The 15,338-nt window shown below is 68.9% G+C and carries 18 protein-coding genes; 11 read left to right on the plus strand and 7 right to left on the minus strand.

From position 1 onward, the window contains the following. Positions 1–82: 82 nt before the first annotated feature. Entirely contained in the window at positions 83–1,525 is a 1,443-nt protein-coding gene (locus GPX89_RS12150; protein ID WP_157387577.1) for an FAD-dependent monooxygenase, read from the minus strand. Between the two features lie 83 nt (positions 1,526–1,608). Here GPX89_RS12150 and GPX89_RS12155 point away from each other — a divergent pair, with 83 nt between their 5' ends. Beyond that, the gene (locus GPX89_RS12155) at positions 1,609–2,214 is read left to right on the plus strand and encodes a TetR/AcrR family transcriptional regulator (protein WP_328601754.1); all 606 of its coding nucleotides are present in this window, start codon (positions 1,609–1,611) and stop codon (positions 2,212–2,214) included. 144 nt (positions 2,215–2,358) lie between these two features. Here GPX89_RS12155 and GPX89_RS12160 read toward each other — a convergent pair whose 3' ends face one another. After that, positions 2,359–3,324, minus strand: a complete 966-nt coding sequence (locus GPX89_RS12160) for a quinone oxidoreductase family protein (RefSeq protein ID WP_157387579.1) — start codon at positions 3,322–3,324, stop codon at positions 2,359–2,361. Between the two features lie 109 nt (positions 3,325–3,433). Here GPX89_RS12160 and GPX89_RS12165 point away from each other — a divergent pair, with 109 nt between their 5' ends. Continuing rightward, positions 3,434–3,784, plus strand: a complete 351-nt coding sequence (locus GPX89_RS12165) for a hypothetical protein (protein WP_157387580.1) — start codon at positions 3,434–3,436, stop codon at positions 3,782–3,784. 41 nt (positions 3,785–3,825) lie between these two features. Beyond that, a complete protein-coding gene (locus GPX89_RS12170; RefSeq protein ID WP_328601755.1) occupies positions 3,826–4,536 on the plus strand; it encodes a GntR family transcriptional regulator in 711 nt (236 codons plus the stop codon). A gap of 64 nt (positions 4,537–4,600) precedes the next feature. On the opposite strand, the gene GPX89_RS12175 is transcribed toward GPX89_RS12170, so the two are convergent. Next, on the minus strand, positions 4,601–5,050 hold the full coding sequence (locus tag GPX89_RS12175; protein WP_157387581.1) for a PTS sugar transporter subunit IIA: 450 nt from the start codon (positions 5,048–5,050) through the stop codon (positions 4,601–4,603). 5 nt (positions 5,051–5,055) lie between these two features. Then, complete coding sequence (locus GPX89_RS12180; protein WP_157387582.1) at positions 5,056–5,286, minus strand: glucose PTS transporter subunit EIIB; 231 nt, start codon at positions 5,284–5,286, stop codon at positions 5,056–5,058. Between the two features lie 125 nt (positions 5,287–5,411). On the opposite strand from GPX89_RS12180, the gene GPX89_RS12185 reads away from it, so the two are divergent. From GPX89_RS12185 to nagB, 5 genes are read left to right on the plus strand one after another with little or no spacing between them, the layout of a single operon-like run. Continuing rightward, entirely contained in the window at positions 5,412–6,647 is a 1,236-nt protein-coding gene (locus tag GPX89_RS12185) for a PTS transporter subunit EIIC (RefSeq protein WP_157387583.1), read from the plus strand. Continuing rightward, positions 6,644–6,907, plus strand: coding sequence for an HPr family phosphocarrier protein (locus tag GPX89_RS12190; RefSeq protein WP_157387584.1), 264 nt, complete (start codon positions 6,644–6,646; stop codon positions 6,905–6,907). The genes GPX89_RS12185 and GPX89_RS12190 overlap by 4 nt, the downstream gene beginning before the upstream one ends. Next, positions 6,897–8,552, plus strand: coding sequence for a phosphoenolpyruvate--protein phosphotransferase (gene ptsP / locus GPX89_RS12195; RefSeq protein WP_157387585.1), 1,656 nt, complete (start codon positions 6,897–6,899; stop codon positions 8,550–8,552). Before GPX89_RS12190 ends, ptsP begins: the two co-directional genes overlap by 11 nt. After that, complete coding sequence (locus GPX89_RS12200; protein ID WP_328601756.1) at positions 8,549–9,715, plus strand: N-acetylglucosamine-6-phosphate deacetylase; 1,167 nt, start codon at positions 8,549–8,551, stop codon at positions 9,713–9,715. Before ptsP ends, GPX89_RS12200 begins: the two co-directional genes overlap by 4 nt. After that, the gene (gene nagB / locus GPX89_RS12205) at positions 9,703–10,485 is read left to right on the plus strand and encodes a glucosamine-6-phosphate deaminase (RefSeq protein WP_157387586.1); all 783 of its coding nucleotides are present in this window, start codon (positions 9,703–9,705) and stop codon (positions 10,483–10,485) included. The genes GPX89_RS12200 and nagB overlap by 13 nt, the downstream gene beginning before the upstream one ends. A gap of 21 nt (positions 10,486–10,506) precedes the next feature. Here the strand turns inward: nagB and GPX89_RS12210 are convergent, their stop codons facing one another. Beyond that, positions 10,507–10,878 (minus strand): limonene-1,2-epoxide hydrolase family protein, encoded by a 372-nt coding sequence (locus GPX89_RS12210; protein WP_235947280.1) that lies wholly within the window; start codon positions 10,876–10,878, stop codon positions 10,507–10,509. Between the two features lie 142 nt (positions 10,879–11,020). Beyond that, entirely contained in the window at positions 11,021–11,611 is a 591-nt protein-coding gene (locus tag GPX89_RS12215; RefSeq protein WP_157387588.1) for a TetR/AcrR family transcriptional regulator, read from the minus strand. Positions 11,612–11,683: 72 nt separating this feature from the next. On the opposite strand from GPX89_RS12215, the gene GPX89_RS12220 reads away from it, so the two are divergent. Beyond that, on the plus strand, positions 11,684–12,511 hold the full coding sequence (locus tag GPX89_RS12220) for a class I SAM-dependent methyltransferase (RefSeq protein ID WP_157387589.1): 828 nt from the start codon (positions 11,684–11,686) through the stop codon (positions 12,509–12,511). Between the two features lie 180 nt (positions 12,512–12,691). On the opposite strand, the gene GPX89_RS12225 is transcribed toward GPX89_RS12220, so the two are convergent. Beyond that, positions 12,692–13,717 (minus strand): sigma-70 family RNA polymerase sigma factor, encoded by a 1,026-nt coding sequence (locus tag GPX89_RS12225; RefSeq protein WP_157387590.1) that lies wholly within the window; start codon positions 13,715–13,717, stop codon positions 12,692–12,694. A gap of 177 nt (positions 13,718–13,894) precedes the next feature. Between GPX89_RS12225 and GPX89_RS12230 the strand changes: the two genes are divergently transcribed. Further along, the gene (locus tag GPX89_RS12230; protein ID WP_157387591.1) at positions 13,895–14,416 is read left to right on the plus strand and encodes a cupin domain-containing protein; all 522 of its coding nucleotides are present in this window, start codon (positions 13,895–13,897) and stop codon (positions 14,414–14,416) included. A 10-nt stretch (positions 14,417–14,426) separates the two neighbouring features. Then, positions 14,427–15,287, plus strand: a complete 861-nt coding sequence (locus GPX89_RS12235; RefSeq protein WP_198347373.1) for a class I SAM-dependent methyltransferase — start codon at positions 14,427–14,429, stop codon at positions 15,285–15,287. Positions 15,288–15,338 lie beyond the last annotated feature (51 nt).

A 15,338-nucleotide genomic window follows, 5' to 3' on the forward strand; every position in this document is an offset into this window, starting at 1 on the left:
CGGGGCGAATCGTCTTGCGCGGCAGCAAGATCATTCTGCACGTTTCGGTGCGCTGTCGCGCAGGCGGAGGGCTACTGGGCGGTCAGGTATCGATGGATCCGACATACCCGTCAGGCCGGACATGAATCCGCATGCCGTCGCAGGCGTCGTAGGCGCGGCGCGCATGGCCCTCGGCATCGACGAGTTCGCCCTCGCCGGACGCGAATTCCGGGGCGACCACGCGAACGATTCTGGTACCGGCCGGGATCGGAGCCTCGGTGCCGGGGCCGAATTGCAGCAGGGTGGCGTGTGGCCCGCTGAACAGCTCGAACAGCCGCACGGTCTTCCCGTTCGAATCGGTCAGCGGAGCATCCGGTGCGCGGTCACCGACTCGCAGCGCCGCCGCCGTATCGGCCGGATCCCGATAGCCGAGGTCGAGCTGATGGGTGCCTTCCCGGTCCATGGCGTCCGGATCGCCCTTGACGGTCTTGTCGAGCAGCGCGCTGCTCAATCCCAGGATCCGTGCCGCGACGCCGCGGCGCTCGGTCTCGTAGCTGTCCAGCAGCGCCTCGCTGGCCGCCCCGGGATCCCGTAGTGCCGCCTCGAGTTTCCACCCCAGGTTGTGGGCGTCCTGTATGCCCGTATTGAGGCCCTGTCCGCCGGTCGGCGGATGCACGTGCGCCGCGTCCCCGGCCAGGAACACCCGTCCGACCCGATACCGCTGTGCCAGACGCACATTCGGCCGCCAGACCGTCGACCAGGTGAGGTCGCTGAGCACGATGTCGTCGCGGCGCGAACGGCGGGTCACATGGTCCTGCAGCACGGCGAGCCCGGTGTCGGAATCCGCGCCCAATCCGGTGGCGAACTGGAACGTGCGGCCACCGGGCAAGGGCATCAACGCGATTCCGTCCATCGGCGACTCGGAATCGGCGAACCAGTAGCCCACCGAGTGATCGAGAACGTCGGCGCGGACATCGCCGAGCAGCATGCGGATCGACTCGTCGGTGGTGCCTTCGAAGGGAATGCCCAGCGCCTTGCGCACGGTGCTGCGCCCGCCGTCCGCGCCGACCAGGTACTCCACGCGCACGGTCTCGGTCACGCCCGCGTGCTCGAGGGTCGCGCTCACCCCGTCGGCGTCGGCGGCGAATTCGACCAGCGCCGTGCCCGATTCGACCCGCACCCCGAATTCGGCGAGCCGCTCACGCAGCACCCGCTCGGTGTCGGCCTGGGCGAGGACCCACGGATTCGGGTGCGGCACCGCGGGAGTGGGCTCGCGCCAGGCGCTCATGCGGCGTTCCATGACGAACTGCCCGTCCAGGTGCACCAGCAGCGGGGCCTGCGGCGCGCCCTGGGCGAGCACCGCGTCGAGCACGCCGAGGTCCTCGAACACTTCGAGGGTGCGCGGCTGGATGCCGTCCCCGCGCGAGCCGGCGAAGAACTCCTCGGCCTTGTCGACGATGCGGACCGCGAGGCCGCGACGCGCCAGATCGATGGCCAGGGTGAGCCCGGTCGGCCCGGCTCCCACGATGAGGACCTGCGGATTCATGGCAACTCCTAAACTGAATCAGAATTCACTGAATGTGGATTCAGTATTGGGGGTGGTACGTTCCGCTGTCAAGGAGGTGGACGGTGGCAGCACGCCGCAGTGAGAAATCGGCCGAGACCGAACACGCGCTCAAGGCCGCCGCCCGGCGACTGTTCGCCGAACGCGGCTACCTCAACACCAAGATCACCGACATCACCGCGGCCGCGGGCCGCGCGGCGGGCTCGTTCTACAACCACTTCGCGAGCAAGGAAGAACTGCTCCAGGCGCTGCTGAAAGACCTTGCCGACGAAAGCGATACCTCCAGCGAGGACCCCGCGCACAGCGCGGACTTCACCGACCCGGAGTCGGTGCGCTTCCACGTCGCGTCCTATTGGGCCTTCGCCCGCAAGAACTGGCCGGTCTTGCGCGCGGTGCAGCAGGCCGCCCTGGTCAATGACGACTTCGCCCGCATCGCAGCACGTTTCGGCACCGAGCAGCGCGACGAGGTCGCCGACCACCTCGACGGTTTCGCCCCCGCGGGCCTGCGCCTGCCCGGCCCGGCCGACGCGAGCCTGGCCATGATGTTCCTGTCGGCCTCAGGCCTGCTGCAGGCGGTCGAGGAGGGCGGCCTGACGCTCACCGACGCCGAGGCCGTGGACGCCCTCACCCGCTTCGTCTACCGCGGCTTGACCGGCCGCGATATCGACTAGCCGGAACGGCCATCGGCCGACCTGTCAATCCGGTGCCGCAGCGCCAATCCGCCGGAACCTGAAGGGGCGCGGCGGGTATGGGTATCGGTCGCACCATGTCGCCGGGACGCGGTGGGCCGACCCGGGATCTCGCGCGCGGAAGTGTCAGGGCACCAGCACGATCGAGCCTGTGGTCTTGCGACCTTCCAGATCCCGGTGGGCCTGTGCCGCGTCGGCGAGCGGGTAGCTGCCGCCGATGCGCAGGTGCAGCGTGCCGTCGGCGATGGCGTTCATGATGTCGTTTGCGCGCCACAGCAATTCGGCGCGATCGCGGGTGTAGTGGGCCAGCGTCGGCCGGGTCACGAACAGCGAGCCCAGCGGGTTGAGCCGTTGCAGATCGAACGGCGGCACCGGCCCGCTCGCGCCGCCGAACAGCGCCACCATGCCGCGGATGCGGGTCGACGCCAGGCTGGCCTCGAAGGTGGACGCACCGACGCCGTCATAAGCCGCGGCCACACCCACGCCGCCGGTGAGTTCCCGTACGCGCGCGGCGATATCGCCGTCGTAGCGCAGCACCTCCGACGCCCCGGCGTCGCGCGAGAGCTTCTCCTTGTCGTCGGTCGACACCGTGGTGATCACCCGCACCCCGCGCGACGACAGCAACTGCGTGAGGATCAGCCCCACTCCGCCCGCGCCCGCGTGCACCAGCACCGCCTCGCCCGGCTGCGGCTTGTAGATCGACTCGATCAGGTAGTGCGCCGTCATGCCCTGCAGCAGCGCCGACGCCGCGATCTCCGCGTTCACCCCGTCCGGCACCGGAATCGCCACGGCCGCAGGCACGATCACCTGCTCGGCATAACTCCCCGGCCCCGCCGCCCACGCAACCCGGTCCCCGACCTGGAAATCGGTGACATCCGCCCCGACCGCGGTGACCACGCCGCTACCCTCGGACCCCGGAATGTAGGGCACCGGCGTCGGATACCGCCCGGTCCGAATGTAGGTGTCGATGAAGTTGATTCCGGCCGCCTCGGTCCGCACCAGCAGCTGCCCGTCCCCGACCTGCGGGTCCGGCACCTCCACATATCGCAGGACCTCGGGACCGCCGTGCTCGGAAACCTGGATGGCGCGCATGGCTTCCAGTCTTACACCCGGCCCCTCGGTGTGGTGGCGGGCGGCTCACACAGTGTGAGTTGTGCCGTGGTTCATGGACGCTGAATTACCCGTGGGTAAACTGCAGCGCATGAGCGCTACTGCCGCCCCGGCATCCGAGAAAGTCTCGCCGTCCGTCGTGGATTCCGTGAAGGGGTTCGTCGCCGAGCACGGCGGTTCCGCCACCGCGGTGCTGCAGCCCATCGGCCGTATCGGTGTCCGCGTCACGCTGGTCGGTGCCGACGGTGTCCTCGGCGACCGCGTCGTGGGTTCGCTGGCCTCGGCCAAGGACCTGGTCGAGACCGTCGACGGGCTCACCGAGACCGAGGAGTGGGACCGCGAGCTCATCTCGAAGGTCACCCCCGCGAAGGGCCACTGGGCCAAGATGGCAGGCTGGGTGGCGAAGCAGAAGCGATTCCCCAAGGCGCGCAACGAGAAGTGACCGTGCCCGCGGCCGGCGGGGGCGGAAAGGACCGGATCGACGTGTCAGGGCGTGTGACCAAACAAGCGCAGCTCCGTTCGGCGCTGACCACCCTGTGCGCGAATCTGCGTCCCGGCGAGATGCTGCCCAGCGAACGCCAGTTGTGCGACGACTACCGCGTCAGCCGCATGACCGTGCGCGAGGTGCTGGGCCAGCTCGAATCCGAGGGCGTCATCACCCGCATCCCGGGCAAGGGCACCTTCGTGGCCGAGCGGGTCGCCCGCTCGCGCCTGCACATGGCCTCGTTCTCCGATGACATGCGCCGGCTGGGCCGCACCCCGAGCACGGTGGTGCTGCACACCGATATCGCCGTGCCGCCCCCGGCGACGGTGAACGCACTGGGCCTGGCCGCGAACGCGCAAGCCATCCACCTGGTCCGGCTGCGCCTGGCCGACGGGCTGCCGATGTCCATCGACGACGGCTGGTACCGCGCCGATCTGCTGCCCGACCTGCTCGATCGCGAGCTCACTCAGTCGCTGTACGCGCTGTTCGCCCGCGAATACGACTGCCCGATCGACCGCGCCGAGCAGAGCGTGCGCGCGGTGGCCGCCGACGAGCGCCACGCCGGCTGGCTGGGTACCGAAACCGGTTGTCCGCTCCTGGCTTTCGACCGCATCTCCTACTCGCGCGACCGCGCCGTCGAGCATGCGCAGTCCTGGTACCGCGCCGATCGCTACCAGGTGTACATGACCGTCTCGGCCGAGGACAGCTAGCCTCTGAAAACGATTGAGCCGCCGCCCGATTCGGGGCGGCGGCTCTATTCGTCTCGTGCGGCGGTCACATCGAGAACAGGACCGATCCCGTGGTGACCGGGCCGGTCAGCGCGTTCTGTGCCGAGCCGGGAGCGCTGTCCATGACCACGACCGGCACGGCCGCGCTCAGGCCCAGACGGCGAACGGCATTGGGGGAGAAGGTGATCAGCGGATCGCCGGCGTCGACCTGATCGCCCTCGGTGGCCTTCACCTCGAAAAGGTCCGGCTTGCCGACGGTGTCGATGCCGACGTGCAGCAGCACGCCGGTGCCGTCCGCGGTGACGATGACCGCGGCGTGCGGGTGCAGCTTCACGATGGATCCGGAGACCGGGGCGACCACGGTGGTGGCGTCGTCGGTGTCGAGGGGTTCGATGGCCACGCCCGCCCCGACCATCTCGGCGGAGAAGACCGGATCGGGAACCTCGGACATGGGCATGGCGCGGCCGTCCAGCGGCGCGAGAATCTCGGTGCTCATGGCGTTCAGAGCATGTCGTTGATGTCTTCGGCCAGGGCGTCGGCGGTCGGCCCGACCACGACCTGGACCGCGGCACCGGCCTTGACGACGCCGTGCGCGCCCGCGGCCTTCAGAGCCTTCTCGTCGACCTTGCTGACATCCTTGATTTCGCAGCGCAGCCGGGTGATGCAGCCTTCCACCTCGACGATGTTGTCCAGGCCACCCAGGCCAGCGACGATTTGATTCGCTTTCGACATGATTTCCTCCGAGCGTGTCGAGTAGACAAAACTGGTTATAACCAGTATATGTCTGGTTATAACCAGTCACGGTAACTGACGTTGAACAGTACGCGTGACTCCATTCACAGACTGAGGACCATCCCATGGCCGATGCCGTCGAGAGCTCTCGCAAGAAGCTCGATCTATCGGGACTGCAGAAGCTCGGCCGCAGCTTGATGCTGCCGATCGCCACGCTACCTGCCGCCGGACTGTTGCTGCGTCTAGGACAGGACGACATGCTCGGCCGCTGGTCGGCAATGAAGACCGTCGCCGACGTGCTCGCCGCCGCCGGCGGCGCGCTCATCGACAACCTGCCCCTACTGTTTGCCCTCGGTATCGCCATCGGCTGGGCCAAGAAGGCCGACGGATCCACCGCGCTCGCGGCCGTCGTCGGCTATCTGGCCTTCAATGGTGTCCTCAAGGCCATGTCGCCGGTCGTGCTCGCCGGCAAGGTCGACGCGAAAGGCGCTCAGGCACTGGTGAACTTCGGTGTCCTCGGCGGCATCGTCATCGGCCTGACCGCCGCCTGGCTGTGGCAGCGGTTCCATCGCACCCAGCTGCCCGACTACCTCGGCTTCTTCTCCGGCCGTCGCCTGGTGCCGATCCTGACCGCGTGCGCGGCCGTGGTGATCGGCGTGCTCATGTCGTTCATCTACCCGGCCTTCAACTCCGGGCTCACGTCGCTGGGCAACTTCGTCGCCGACCACTCGGTCGTCGGCGGCGGGATCTTCGGCTTCGCCAACCGCATGCTGCTGCCACTGGGCCTGCACCACATCATCAACTCGGTGGTCTGGTTCGTGCTGGGCGACTACACGAGCGGCGGCCAGACCTACCACGGCGACATCGCCATGTTCCTGCACGGCGACCCGCACGCGGGCACCTTCATGACGGGCTTCTTCCCGATCATGATGTTCGGCCTGCCCGCCGCGGCCCTCGCCATCTGGCGTCACGCCAAGCCGGAGAACCGCAAGATGATCGGCGGTATCATGCTGTCGACCGGTCTGACCGCGTTCCTGACCGGTATCACCGAGCCGCTGGAGTTCTCGTTCATCTTCGTGGCTTGGCCGCTGCTGCTGATCCACGCGATCTTCACGGGCACGTCGCTCGCGCTGACCAATGCGCTCGGTATCCACGACGGATTCACCTTCTCGGCCGGTGCCATCGACTACCTGCTCAACTTCGGCAAGGCGACGCATCCGCTGCTGCTCATCCCGGTCGGCCTCGGGTACGCCGCCCTGTACTACTTCACCTTCAGCTTCATCATCAAGCGCTGGAACCTGAAGACCCCCGGTCGCGAGGACGATGAGGCGGAAACCGAAAAGGAGAATGTCGCAGCATGATCACACGCACCGCAGTCGTTGCGTCCAAGACCGGCCTGCACGCCCGGCCCGCCGCCCTGTTCGCCAAGGCCGCCGGGGAAGCCGGTGTCCCGGTGCGGATCTCGGCCGAGGGCAAGGATCCCGTCGCCGCCAACAGCCTGCTGCAGGTGATGACCCTGGGCGCCAAGCAGGGTGACACCGTCACCCTGCACGCCGAGGACGGCGCCGAGGCGGCTCTCGATAAGCTGGTCGGAATGCTGGAGACAGATCTTGACGCGTGAGGTGCGTGGCGTCGCCGCCGCTCCCGGTATCGCGCTCGGTTCGGTGAAGTGGCTGGCGCCCGCGCCGGTCACCAGCCCGAACGACGCGCCCGGGAGCGACGTCGAGGCCGAAATCGCCCGCGCGGAAACCGCTTTCGAGACGGTCGCCGGTCGGTACTCGGCCCAGGCGCTGGACGCCGAGGGGCCGGCCGCGGACATTCTGTTCATGACCTCGGCGCTGGCCGCGGATCCGGCACTGCTGGATCAGGTGCGCGCCGAGATCCGGGGCGGGACGCCGACCGCGCACGCGGTCACCGAGGCGGTCGCGCACTTCGGGGCGCAACTGGCGGCGCTGGGCGGCATGATGGCCGAGCGGGCCTCGGACCTGAAGGATGTGGGCCAGCGGGTGGTGGCCGAGCTGCTCGGTGTCGAACCTCCCGGAATCCCGGACAGCGCAACGCCTTTCGTGCTCGCCGCGCACGATCTGGCCCCGGCCGACACCGCCACGCTGGATCCGGAGAAGGTGGTCGGCCTGCTGACCGTGGCGGGCGGACCCACCTCGCACACCGCGATTCTGGCCAAGGCGCTGGGGATTCCGGCGGTCGTGGCCGCCCCCGACGCGGTGCAGATCGCGGAGAACACCGAGATCGTCCTCGACGGCACGTCCGGTGTCGCCGAGATCGAACCGACTCCGGCACGTCGTGAGGAAGTGCTCGCTCTGCGCGCGCGGCAGGCGGACGCGCCGACCGGTCCGGGCCGCACCGCCGATGGGCACGCGGTGCCGCTGCTGGCGAATGTGGGCTCGGCGGCCGACGCGAAGCTCGCCGTCGCACTCGGCGCCGAAGGCGTCGGCCTGTTCCGGACCGAATTCCTGTTCTTGGACCGCAAATCGGCCCCCACGGTGGCCGAGCAGACGGCCCAGTACGCCGAGATCTTCCGCGTCATGGGCGACCGTCCCGTCACGGTCCGCACCCTGGACGCGGGCTCGGACAAGCCGCTGCCGTTCCTGAACCTGCCGGAGGAAGAGAATCCGGCGCTGGGAGTGCGGGGGCTGCGGTTGAGCAGCGTCGATGAGGGGACGCTGCTCGACCAGCTCACCGCGATCGAGACCGCCGCCAAGGAGACCGGCACCCCGGTCAAGGTCATGGCCCCGATGGTCGCCACCGTCGAGGAGACCGCGTACTTCGCCGCCCGCGCCGCCGACGCCGGGATCGAGACCCGCGGCATCATGATCGAAATCCCCGCCGCCGCACTGCGTTCGGAGCATCTGGGCGCGGAGGTGGACTTCTTCTCCATCGGCACCAACGACCTGTCGCAGTACCTGTTCGGCGCGGACCGCATGTCCTCCTCGCTGGCGGCGCTGCACAACCCGTGGCAGCCCGCGCTCGCGGCCGCCATCGCCATGGTGGTGGACGGGGCGAGCAAGCACGGCGTCAAGGTCGGGGTGTGCGGCGAATCCGCCTCCAACCCCGAATTCGCCTGTGTGCTGGTCGGTCTCGGTGTCGAGACGCTGTCCATGGCGCCGCGGTCGATCGCGGGCGTCCGCGCGCAACTCGCCGAGGTCACCCTCGAGCAATGCCGAGCGGCCGCGGCCGCGGCGCTGTCGGCGCGCACCGCGGAGGACGCCCTGGCCGCCGCACGAAAGGCATTGGGGCGAAATAAGTGAGGACCACCCTGCGCGGCCGGGTCGTCACCCTCACCGAGGCGGGCGAGCTCGCCGACGGGGTGGTGTCGTTCGACGGCCCGCGACTCGATTATGTCGGCCCGGCAGCGGGATTCGGCGGTGAGCTGCCCGAGGCGATCGGGCGGCCGCCGGTCATCCTGCCGGGGCTCATCGACGTGCACTGCCACGGCGGCGGCGGATACGGCTTCCCCGAGACCGATCACGAGGGGGTGGCGGCGGCCGCGAACTTCCATCGCGCGCACGGCACCACGACCCTGGTCGCCTCGCTGGTCTCGGCCACCGAAACCGAACTGCGTGACCGCATCGACGTGCTGGGCAAGGCCATCGACGCGGGCCTGCTGGCGGGCATCCACCTGGAAGGCCCGTTCATCAGCGAGCATCGGCGCGGCGCCCACGACCCGGACCGCATCCTGCCCGGTGACCCGGAGCTGCTGGAACGTCTGGTCGACTACGCGGGCGGCCGCATCGTGTCGGTGACCATCGCCCCGGAAACAGCCAACTTCGACGCCCTCGCGGACGTGCTCGCCGACGCGAATGTGATTCTCTCCCTGGGACACACCGTCGCCGACTACGACCGGTCCGTGCACGCCCTGCGTCGCGGGAGGCGCGTATCGATCACCCACCTGTTCAATGCCATGCCCGAACTGGCCCACCGCGACGCCAACTTCCTCACCGCCGCCATGGCCGCCGCCGGGCGCGGCGATGTGGTGGCCGAGGTGATCGGCGACGGCGTGCACCTGGCCGACGGCACCGTGCGCATGGTCTTCGACACCATCGGCCCCGACAACCTGGCCCTCATCACCGACGCCATGGCCGCCGCCGGGCAGCCCGACGGCCGCTACCAGCTCGGCAGCCTCGACGTCGTGGTGCAGGACGGCGTGTCGCGCATCTACGACCCGAACGGCGAGGGCCCCATCGCGGGCGGCACCGCCACGGCCTCGGATGTGCTGCGCCGCACCGTCTTCCACGCCGGCGTCGACCTGACCGCAGCGGCCACCGCCGCCTGCGCCACCCCGGCCCGCCTGCTGGGCATGGCCGACGAGATCGGCGCGTTGCATCCGGGTATGCGCGCCGACGTACTGGTCACCGACCACCACCTGAACCCGGTCGACGTGTACAAGGAGGGAGCCCAATGGAACTCGTGATCACCGACAACGCGGCCGAGGCCGGTGTACTGGCCGGCCGCATCATGGCCGACCACGTGCGCCGGGGTGCGCGCGCCATCGGGCTGGCCACGGGGTCCTCGCCGCTGGGGGCGTATCAGGAGCTCATCCGCCAGCACCGCGAGGAGGGGCTGAGTTTCGCGGGGGTGCAGGCGTTTCTGCTCGACGAGTACATCGGGCTGCCGCCGGGGCATCCGCAGTCCTACCGGCAGTTCATCCGTGACGAGTTCACCTCGCACGTGGACTTCAAGGATTCCGATGTGCACAGCCCCGACGGCAATGCCGCCGACATCCCCGCCGCCGCGGCCGAATACGAGCGGGAGATCGCCGAGAACGGGCCGGTTTCGGTGCAGATCCTGGGCATCGGGGCCAACGGCCACATCGGTTTCAACGAGCCGGGCTCGTCACTGCGCTCGCGGACACGGGTGAAGACGCTGACCCCGAAGACCCGCGAGGACAACGCCCGCTTCTTCGAGGACGACCTGGCTCAGGTGCCCACCCACGTGCTGACCCAGGGTCTCGGAACCATCAGCGACGCCGACCATCTGCTCATGATCGCCACCGGCGCGGGCAAGGCCGAGGCGGTCGCAGCCGCCGTGGAGGGCCCGGTCTCCGCGTTCTGCCCGGCGTCCATCCTGCAGATGCACCCCCATGTCACGGTCATCGTCGACCCGGACGCGGCGGCGAATCTGAAGGCGGTGGACTACTACCGGTTCGCGGTGGAGAACAAGCCCTCCTGGCAGAGCTTCTGAGCCGGACGAGGTTCGCGAGCCCTACGCGCCCTGCTGCAGTGCGGTGAACGGGGCCATGTCGAAGTAGTCGCGCCAGGCCGCGATGCGCCCGTCGCGCACTTCGAACACCCCGGTCACCGGCAGCTCGATCTGCTTGTCGCCCAGGCTGAATCGGTCGGTGCGCTCGTTCATCACGATAGTGCCGGTGACCGCCTGGTGGTGGATGTCGAAGTCGATGCCGCCGAAGGTGCCGATGAAGCCGCGCAGGAATTCCAGGATCGCGGCCCTTCCGACGAAGGGCTCCATGGGAATGTTGTGGTAGACGGCGTCCTCGGTGAAGAACTCGGCGATGGATTCCGGTGTGCCGGTGCGCCATTCGGCGCACAGCGCGGTGACGACCGCGGCGGGGGACAGGGTCGTGGGGTCGATGCTCACTGCGGTGGGAGACCTTTCCTGCGGTTGACCTGAACTGCTGCAGGCAAAGCTTTCCATCGGTCGTGCGCCTGTCAAGGCTGGTCTCGCGGTGAGACTTTCGAGCTCGACCGTCTCGCGGGTCTCAGGGTCTGAGCGTGCCGTCCAGCACCGTGCCGACCATGGCGCGTACCGCGTCGATCTCGGGTCGCGGCGAGGTCCGGTCCGCGTAGAGCAGGTGGGCCGAACCGATCAGGGTCGGGGCCAGGATGGTGGTGTCGACACCGGTTGCGATGCGCCCGATTCGGACCTCGGCGGCCAGATAGTCGCTGATGGCCGTCGTCGCCTCGCCCAGGATCGGCATCCCGACCGGACGGCGCCGCCGGAGTCGGGCGCGCAACTCGTCGCGGTAGATCACCAGGCTGACGATGGCGACCGCCACCGTCTCGAACAGGGCGTCGAGCGTCTCGGCGAGATTGTCGGTCACCGTGCCGTCCCCGGCCTTGTCCAGCAGTGCCGCACCCGAGCGCTCCACCCGGGCGATGCGATCCTCGACGAGTTCGGTCAGGAACTCGTCGAAGTCGGCGAAATGCCGGTGCAGCACGCCCTTCGCGCACCCCGCCTCGGTCGTGACCGCACGGCTGGTCAGGGCACTCGGCCCGTCCCGCAACAGAATCCGCTCGGCGGCGTCGAACAGCTGCGCGCGTACATCTCGGATGGCGACCCCGGTGGGCAACCCCGTACTCCTTCGCTGAGAGTGAACCCGACACCATTGCGGAGTGGGCGAGTGCCCACTTAGAGTGGGCGCATGGTCACTCTACCGTCTCCAGAGTCCGAATCCGCCGATCAGAGCCCACATCGGCACCGGGATGTCGCCGAGTCCTTCGGCGTCGACGCCGCCCGCTACGACCGCACCCGCCCGCCGTACCCCGCCGCCATGATCGACCGCATCCTGGCCGCCTCCCCGGGCAAGGACCTGCTGAACGTCGGCTGCGGCACCGGCATCGAGGCCCGACAGTTCCGTGACGCCGGATGCACGGTGCTCGCGGTCGAACCGGACGCACGCATGGCCGACTTCGCCCGCACCACCGGAATCGACGTCGAGATCGGCACTTTCGAACAGTGGGACCCCGCGGGCCGCACCTTCGACGCGATCATCTCCGGAACCGCCTGGCACTGGGTCGATCCCGTCGCAGGCGCGGCCGCCGCAGCCCGCGCGCTACGCCCACACGGCCGCCTGGCCGCCTTCTGGCACGTACCCCAGACCCCTCCGGAAGCCAGCGCCGCCTTCGCCGCGATCTACGGCAAATACCTCCCGGACTATCCGGCATCGCTGGTCGCCGACCGCCCCGCCCTCGAGCTCTACCAGTCGATCCTCACCAAGGCGTCCAACGGGATCCACGAGGCAGGCGGCTTCACCACCCCCGAACAATGGCAATTCGACTGGCAGCGCACCTACACCCGCGACGAATGGCTGGACCAGATCCCCACCCACGGCGCCCTGACCCAATGCTCCCCGGACATACTGGCAACCATCCTGAACGAAATCGGCACCGTCATCGACGACGACCTGGGCGGCAAGCTCCCGATCACCTACGCCACCGTCGTGGTCACCGCAACCCGCGAACCCAGCTGACCCGGTGCCCCCGCTGGCGCCGTCGAGTTCGTTCTCGTCATCGAGGACCCTCGATGCGCCCCTGCCGCGCCCGATCGTGCACGGGTCTTACCTGAATCCGAGCAAACCGGACGGGCGGGTAGGCGTGGAGTCAGCTGTTGCGAGTCATGGGAAGCGGGCAGGCGCGTGTAAGCGCGTGGGTCAGTTGATTCGGGATAGCTTGTGCGGGTTGGTGATCGAATAGATCGTCTGGATCCGTTCGCCTGCCGCATCCAGGTCCACGACCACGGCGGCGATCGGACTGTCGTCGGAGAACACCAGCACGCACGGGTCCTCGGCCACCCGGCGGTATCCGATCGTTAGGTGCCCGGCGGGCAGGTCGGCGGCCACGGCCATGAAGAGCGCGGCGACTCGTTCGTGGCCGTGCACCGGGGTGAGACTTCGGGCCGGGCCGACGCCGCCGCTGTCGGTCCACAGGGTCACATCGGGAGCGAGCACCTCCAGCATGGTGGCCAGGTCACCCCGCAGCGTGGCTTCGGCCAACCGCTTGCCGACGTTCGCCTGAATCTCCTTGTCGGTCCGAACGTCTCCGCTTCGTCCGCCGGGTCGGATTCTTTCGCCGACCTGAATTTCCTTGTCGGCTGGGGACTGCCTGTCGGCCCGGAATCGTGTGCCGGTCTCAATGTGCTTGTCGTGCAGACTGGGACGGCGGGCCTGAATGTGCTTGCGGGCGCGCGAGGCCAGCTGGCGGACGGCGGTGGGGGAGCGGTCGAGGATGGCTGCGATCTCGGGATGGCCGAAGCCGAAGACGTCGTGGAGCACGAAGACCGCGCGCTCCAGCGGCGTCAGGGTTTCGAGCACCACCAGGACGGCCATGGAGAGGGACTCCTTGCGCTCCACCAGGCCCGACACATCCTCGGTGACGGTGACCAGGGGTTCGGGCAGCCAAGGGCCGATATAGGTCTCGCGTCGGCGACCGATCTCGGCCCGCCGGGCCACCGCGTGGTTGGCGACCACCCGCACCAGGTAGGCGCGCGGATTGTCGACCGGGCGTGCGGCGGGATCGCGATGGCGGGCCGCCCACGCCAGCCAGGCTTCCTGGAGGACGTCCTCGGTGTCGGCGATGCTGCCCAACATGTTGTAGCCCACCGCGAACAGCAGCTCGCGATAGTCCAGGAATCGCGCGGTGACCTCGTCGGTGGCCGCATTCGCCGCCAGTCCCGTCATGATCAATCCCCCTTCTTCGACCGCCGCAGAGCCCTCGGTTGCGATCGCAGGGCTCTTCTGTCACCACCGCAGAGCCGCTCGCCCTCGAAACTGTGACATGGCGGCCCGGATCGTGGTCCGCGTCACCGAAACTCGCGCCGATGTCACTCGTCGCGCTCCGCACGCCTCTTCGATGGCATGACGACCACACCGTCCACCCCGGACCGCGCCCTGTTCATCCGCCACGACGAAGCCGAATACCTGCCCGGCCTGGGCGTGCACCTCTATGCCGACCACGATATGACCGGCGGAAAACTCAGCGCCAACCGTGCGACCCTCCCCGCCGGAACCGACGGCCCGCCACCGCATTTCCACACCACCTCCGCCGAACTCTTCTACCTGCTCGACGGCACGCTCCGCGTCCTGGCGGGCGAGCAGATCCACACCATGCACGCCGGTGATTTCCTCCTTGTCCCACCCACGATGGTCCACGCCTGGGCGGCCGCGCCGGACGCGGCGGCCGACGTGCTGATCGTCTTCACCCCCGGCATCGAACGCTTCGAATACTTCCGCATGGGTGAACGTCTCCGTCGCGGCGAGGGCGATCCCCTCGAAATCCTGCGCACCCAGCACAGATTCGACAACCACTTCGTCGACAGCCCGCTATGGCATGCGTCGCTCGCCGACGCGGCAGCGGGCGAAAGGCCCTCCCGGCATTGATAATGATCAGGTGACCGAGCGTGCAGCGAGTCGGACAGCGATCCTGGTCTGCCAGGGCCGTGCCGTGGCGGACGGGCGATTGGGGGTCGGGCGATTCTCCGACCCGGTCGCGACATCCCTGTTGACCGAGGAGGAACGCGCGCAGGTCGAGCGCGCGCGTGCGGGCGTGGTACCCAAGGGGTTCGGCGACCGTATCGCCTACGAATTCCTCGTCGCCACGGCCGAAGTGCTCGCCGCGCGCACGATCGCGATCGACGAGGCGGTGCGCGACACCGTCAATCCGCAGCTGGTGATTCTCGGTGCCGGGCTGGACGCCCGCGCCTGGCGCATGCCCGAATTGGCCGGTGTCTCGGCCTTCGAGGTGGATCATCCGGCCTCCCAGGCCGAGAAGCGCGAACGGCTCGGGGAACACGCCCCCGTGGCCGACGTGCATTTCGTCCCGGTGGATTTCGGCAAGGACTCCCTCGGGGCCGCTCTCACCGCGGCGGGCCATGACGAATCAGGGCCCACCACTTGGATCTGGGAGGGCGTCGTCAACTACCTGACGCCCGAGGAAGTCGCCGAGACCGTGACCGAGGTGGCCAAGCGCAGTGCGCCGGGCAGCCGTCTGATCGTCACCTATCCGACTCGGGACCTGCTGTACCGCTACGGCCTGAGGGCTTTCTCGGCCTTGCTGTCGGTGGCCGCCGGCGACAGCCCGCTGGCCGGCGAGCCGCAACGCTCCAGCTGGACTCCGGCGGCCATGGCCGCCCTGCTGTCCGAACACGGCTTCACCGTCACCTCCGACCGAGACCTGTACTCGATCGCTCTGGAGGCCGGTGTCGACGGCAAGCGCCGGGCCGGTCGCGTCGTCGTCGCGCATCGCGGCTGAGACCCGTTGGCGCAAGCGGATGTTCCGCTCACCGGGATGTCCGCCGGCGGC

It is taken from the genome of Nocardia terrae, from assembly GCF_009760405.1.
Classification (GTDB): domain Bacteria; phylum Actinomycetota; class Actinomycetes; order Mycobacteriales; family Mycobacteriaceae; genus Nocardia; species Nocardia terrae.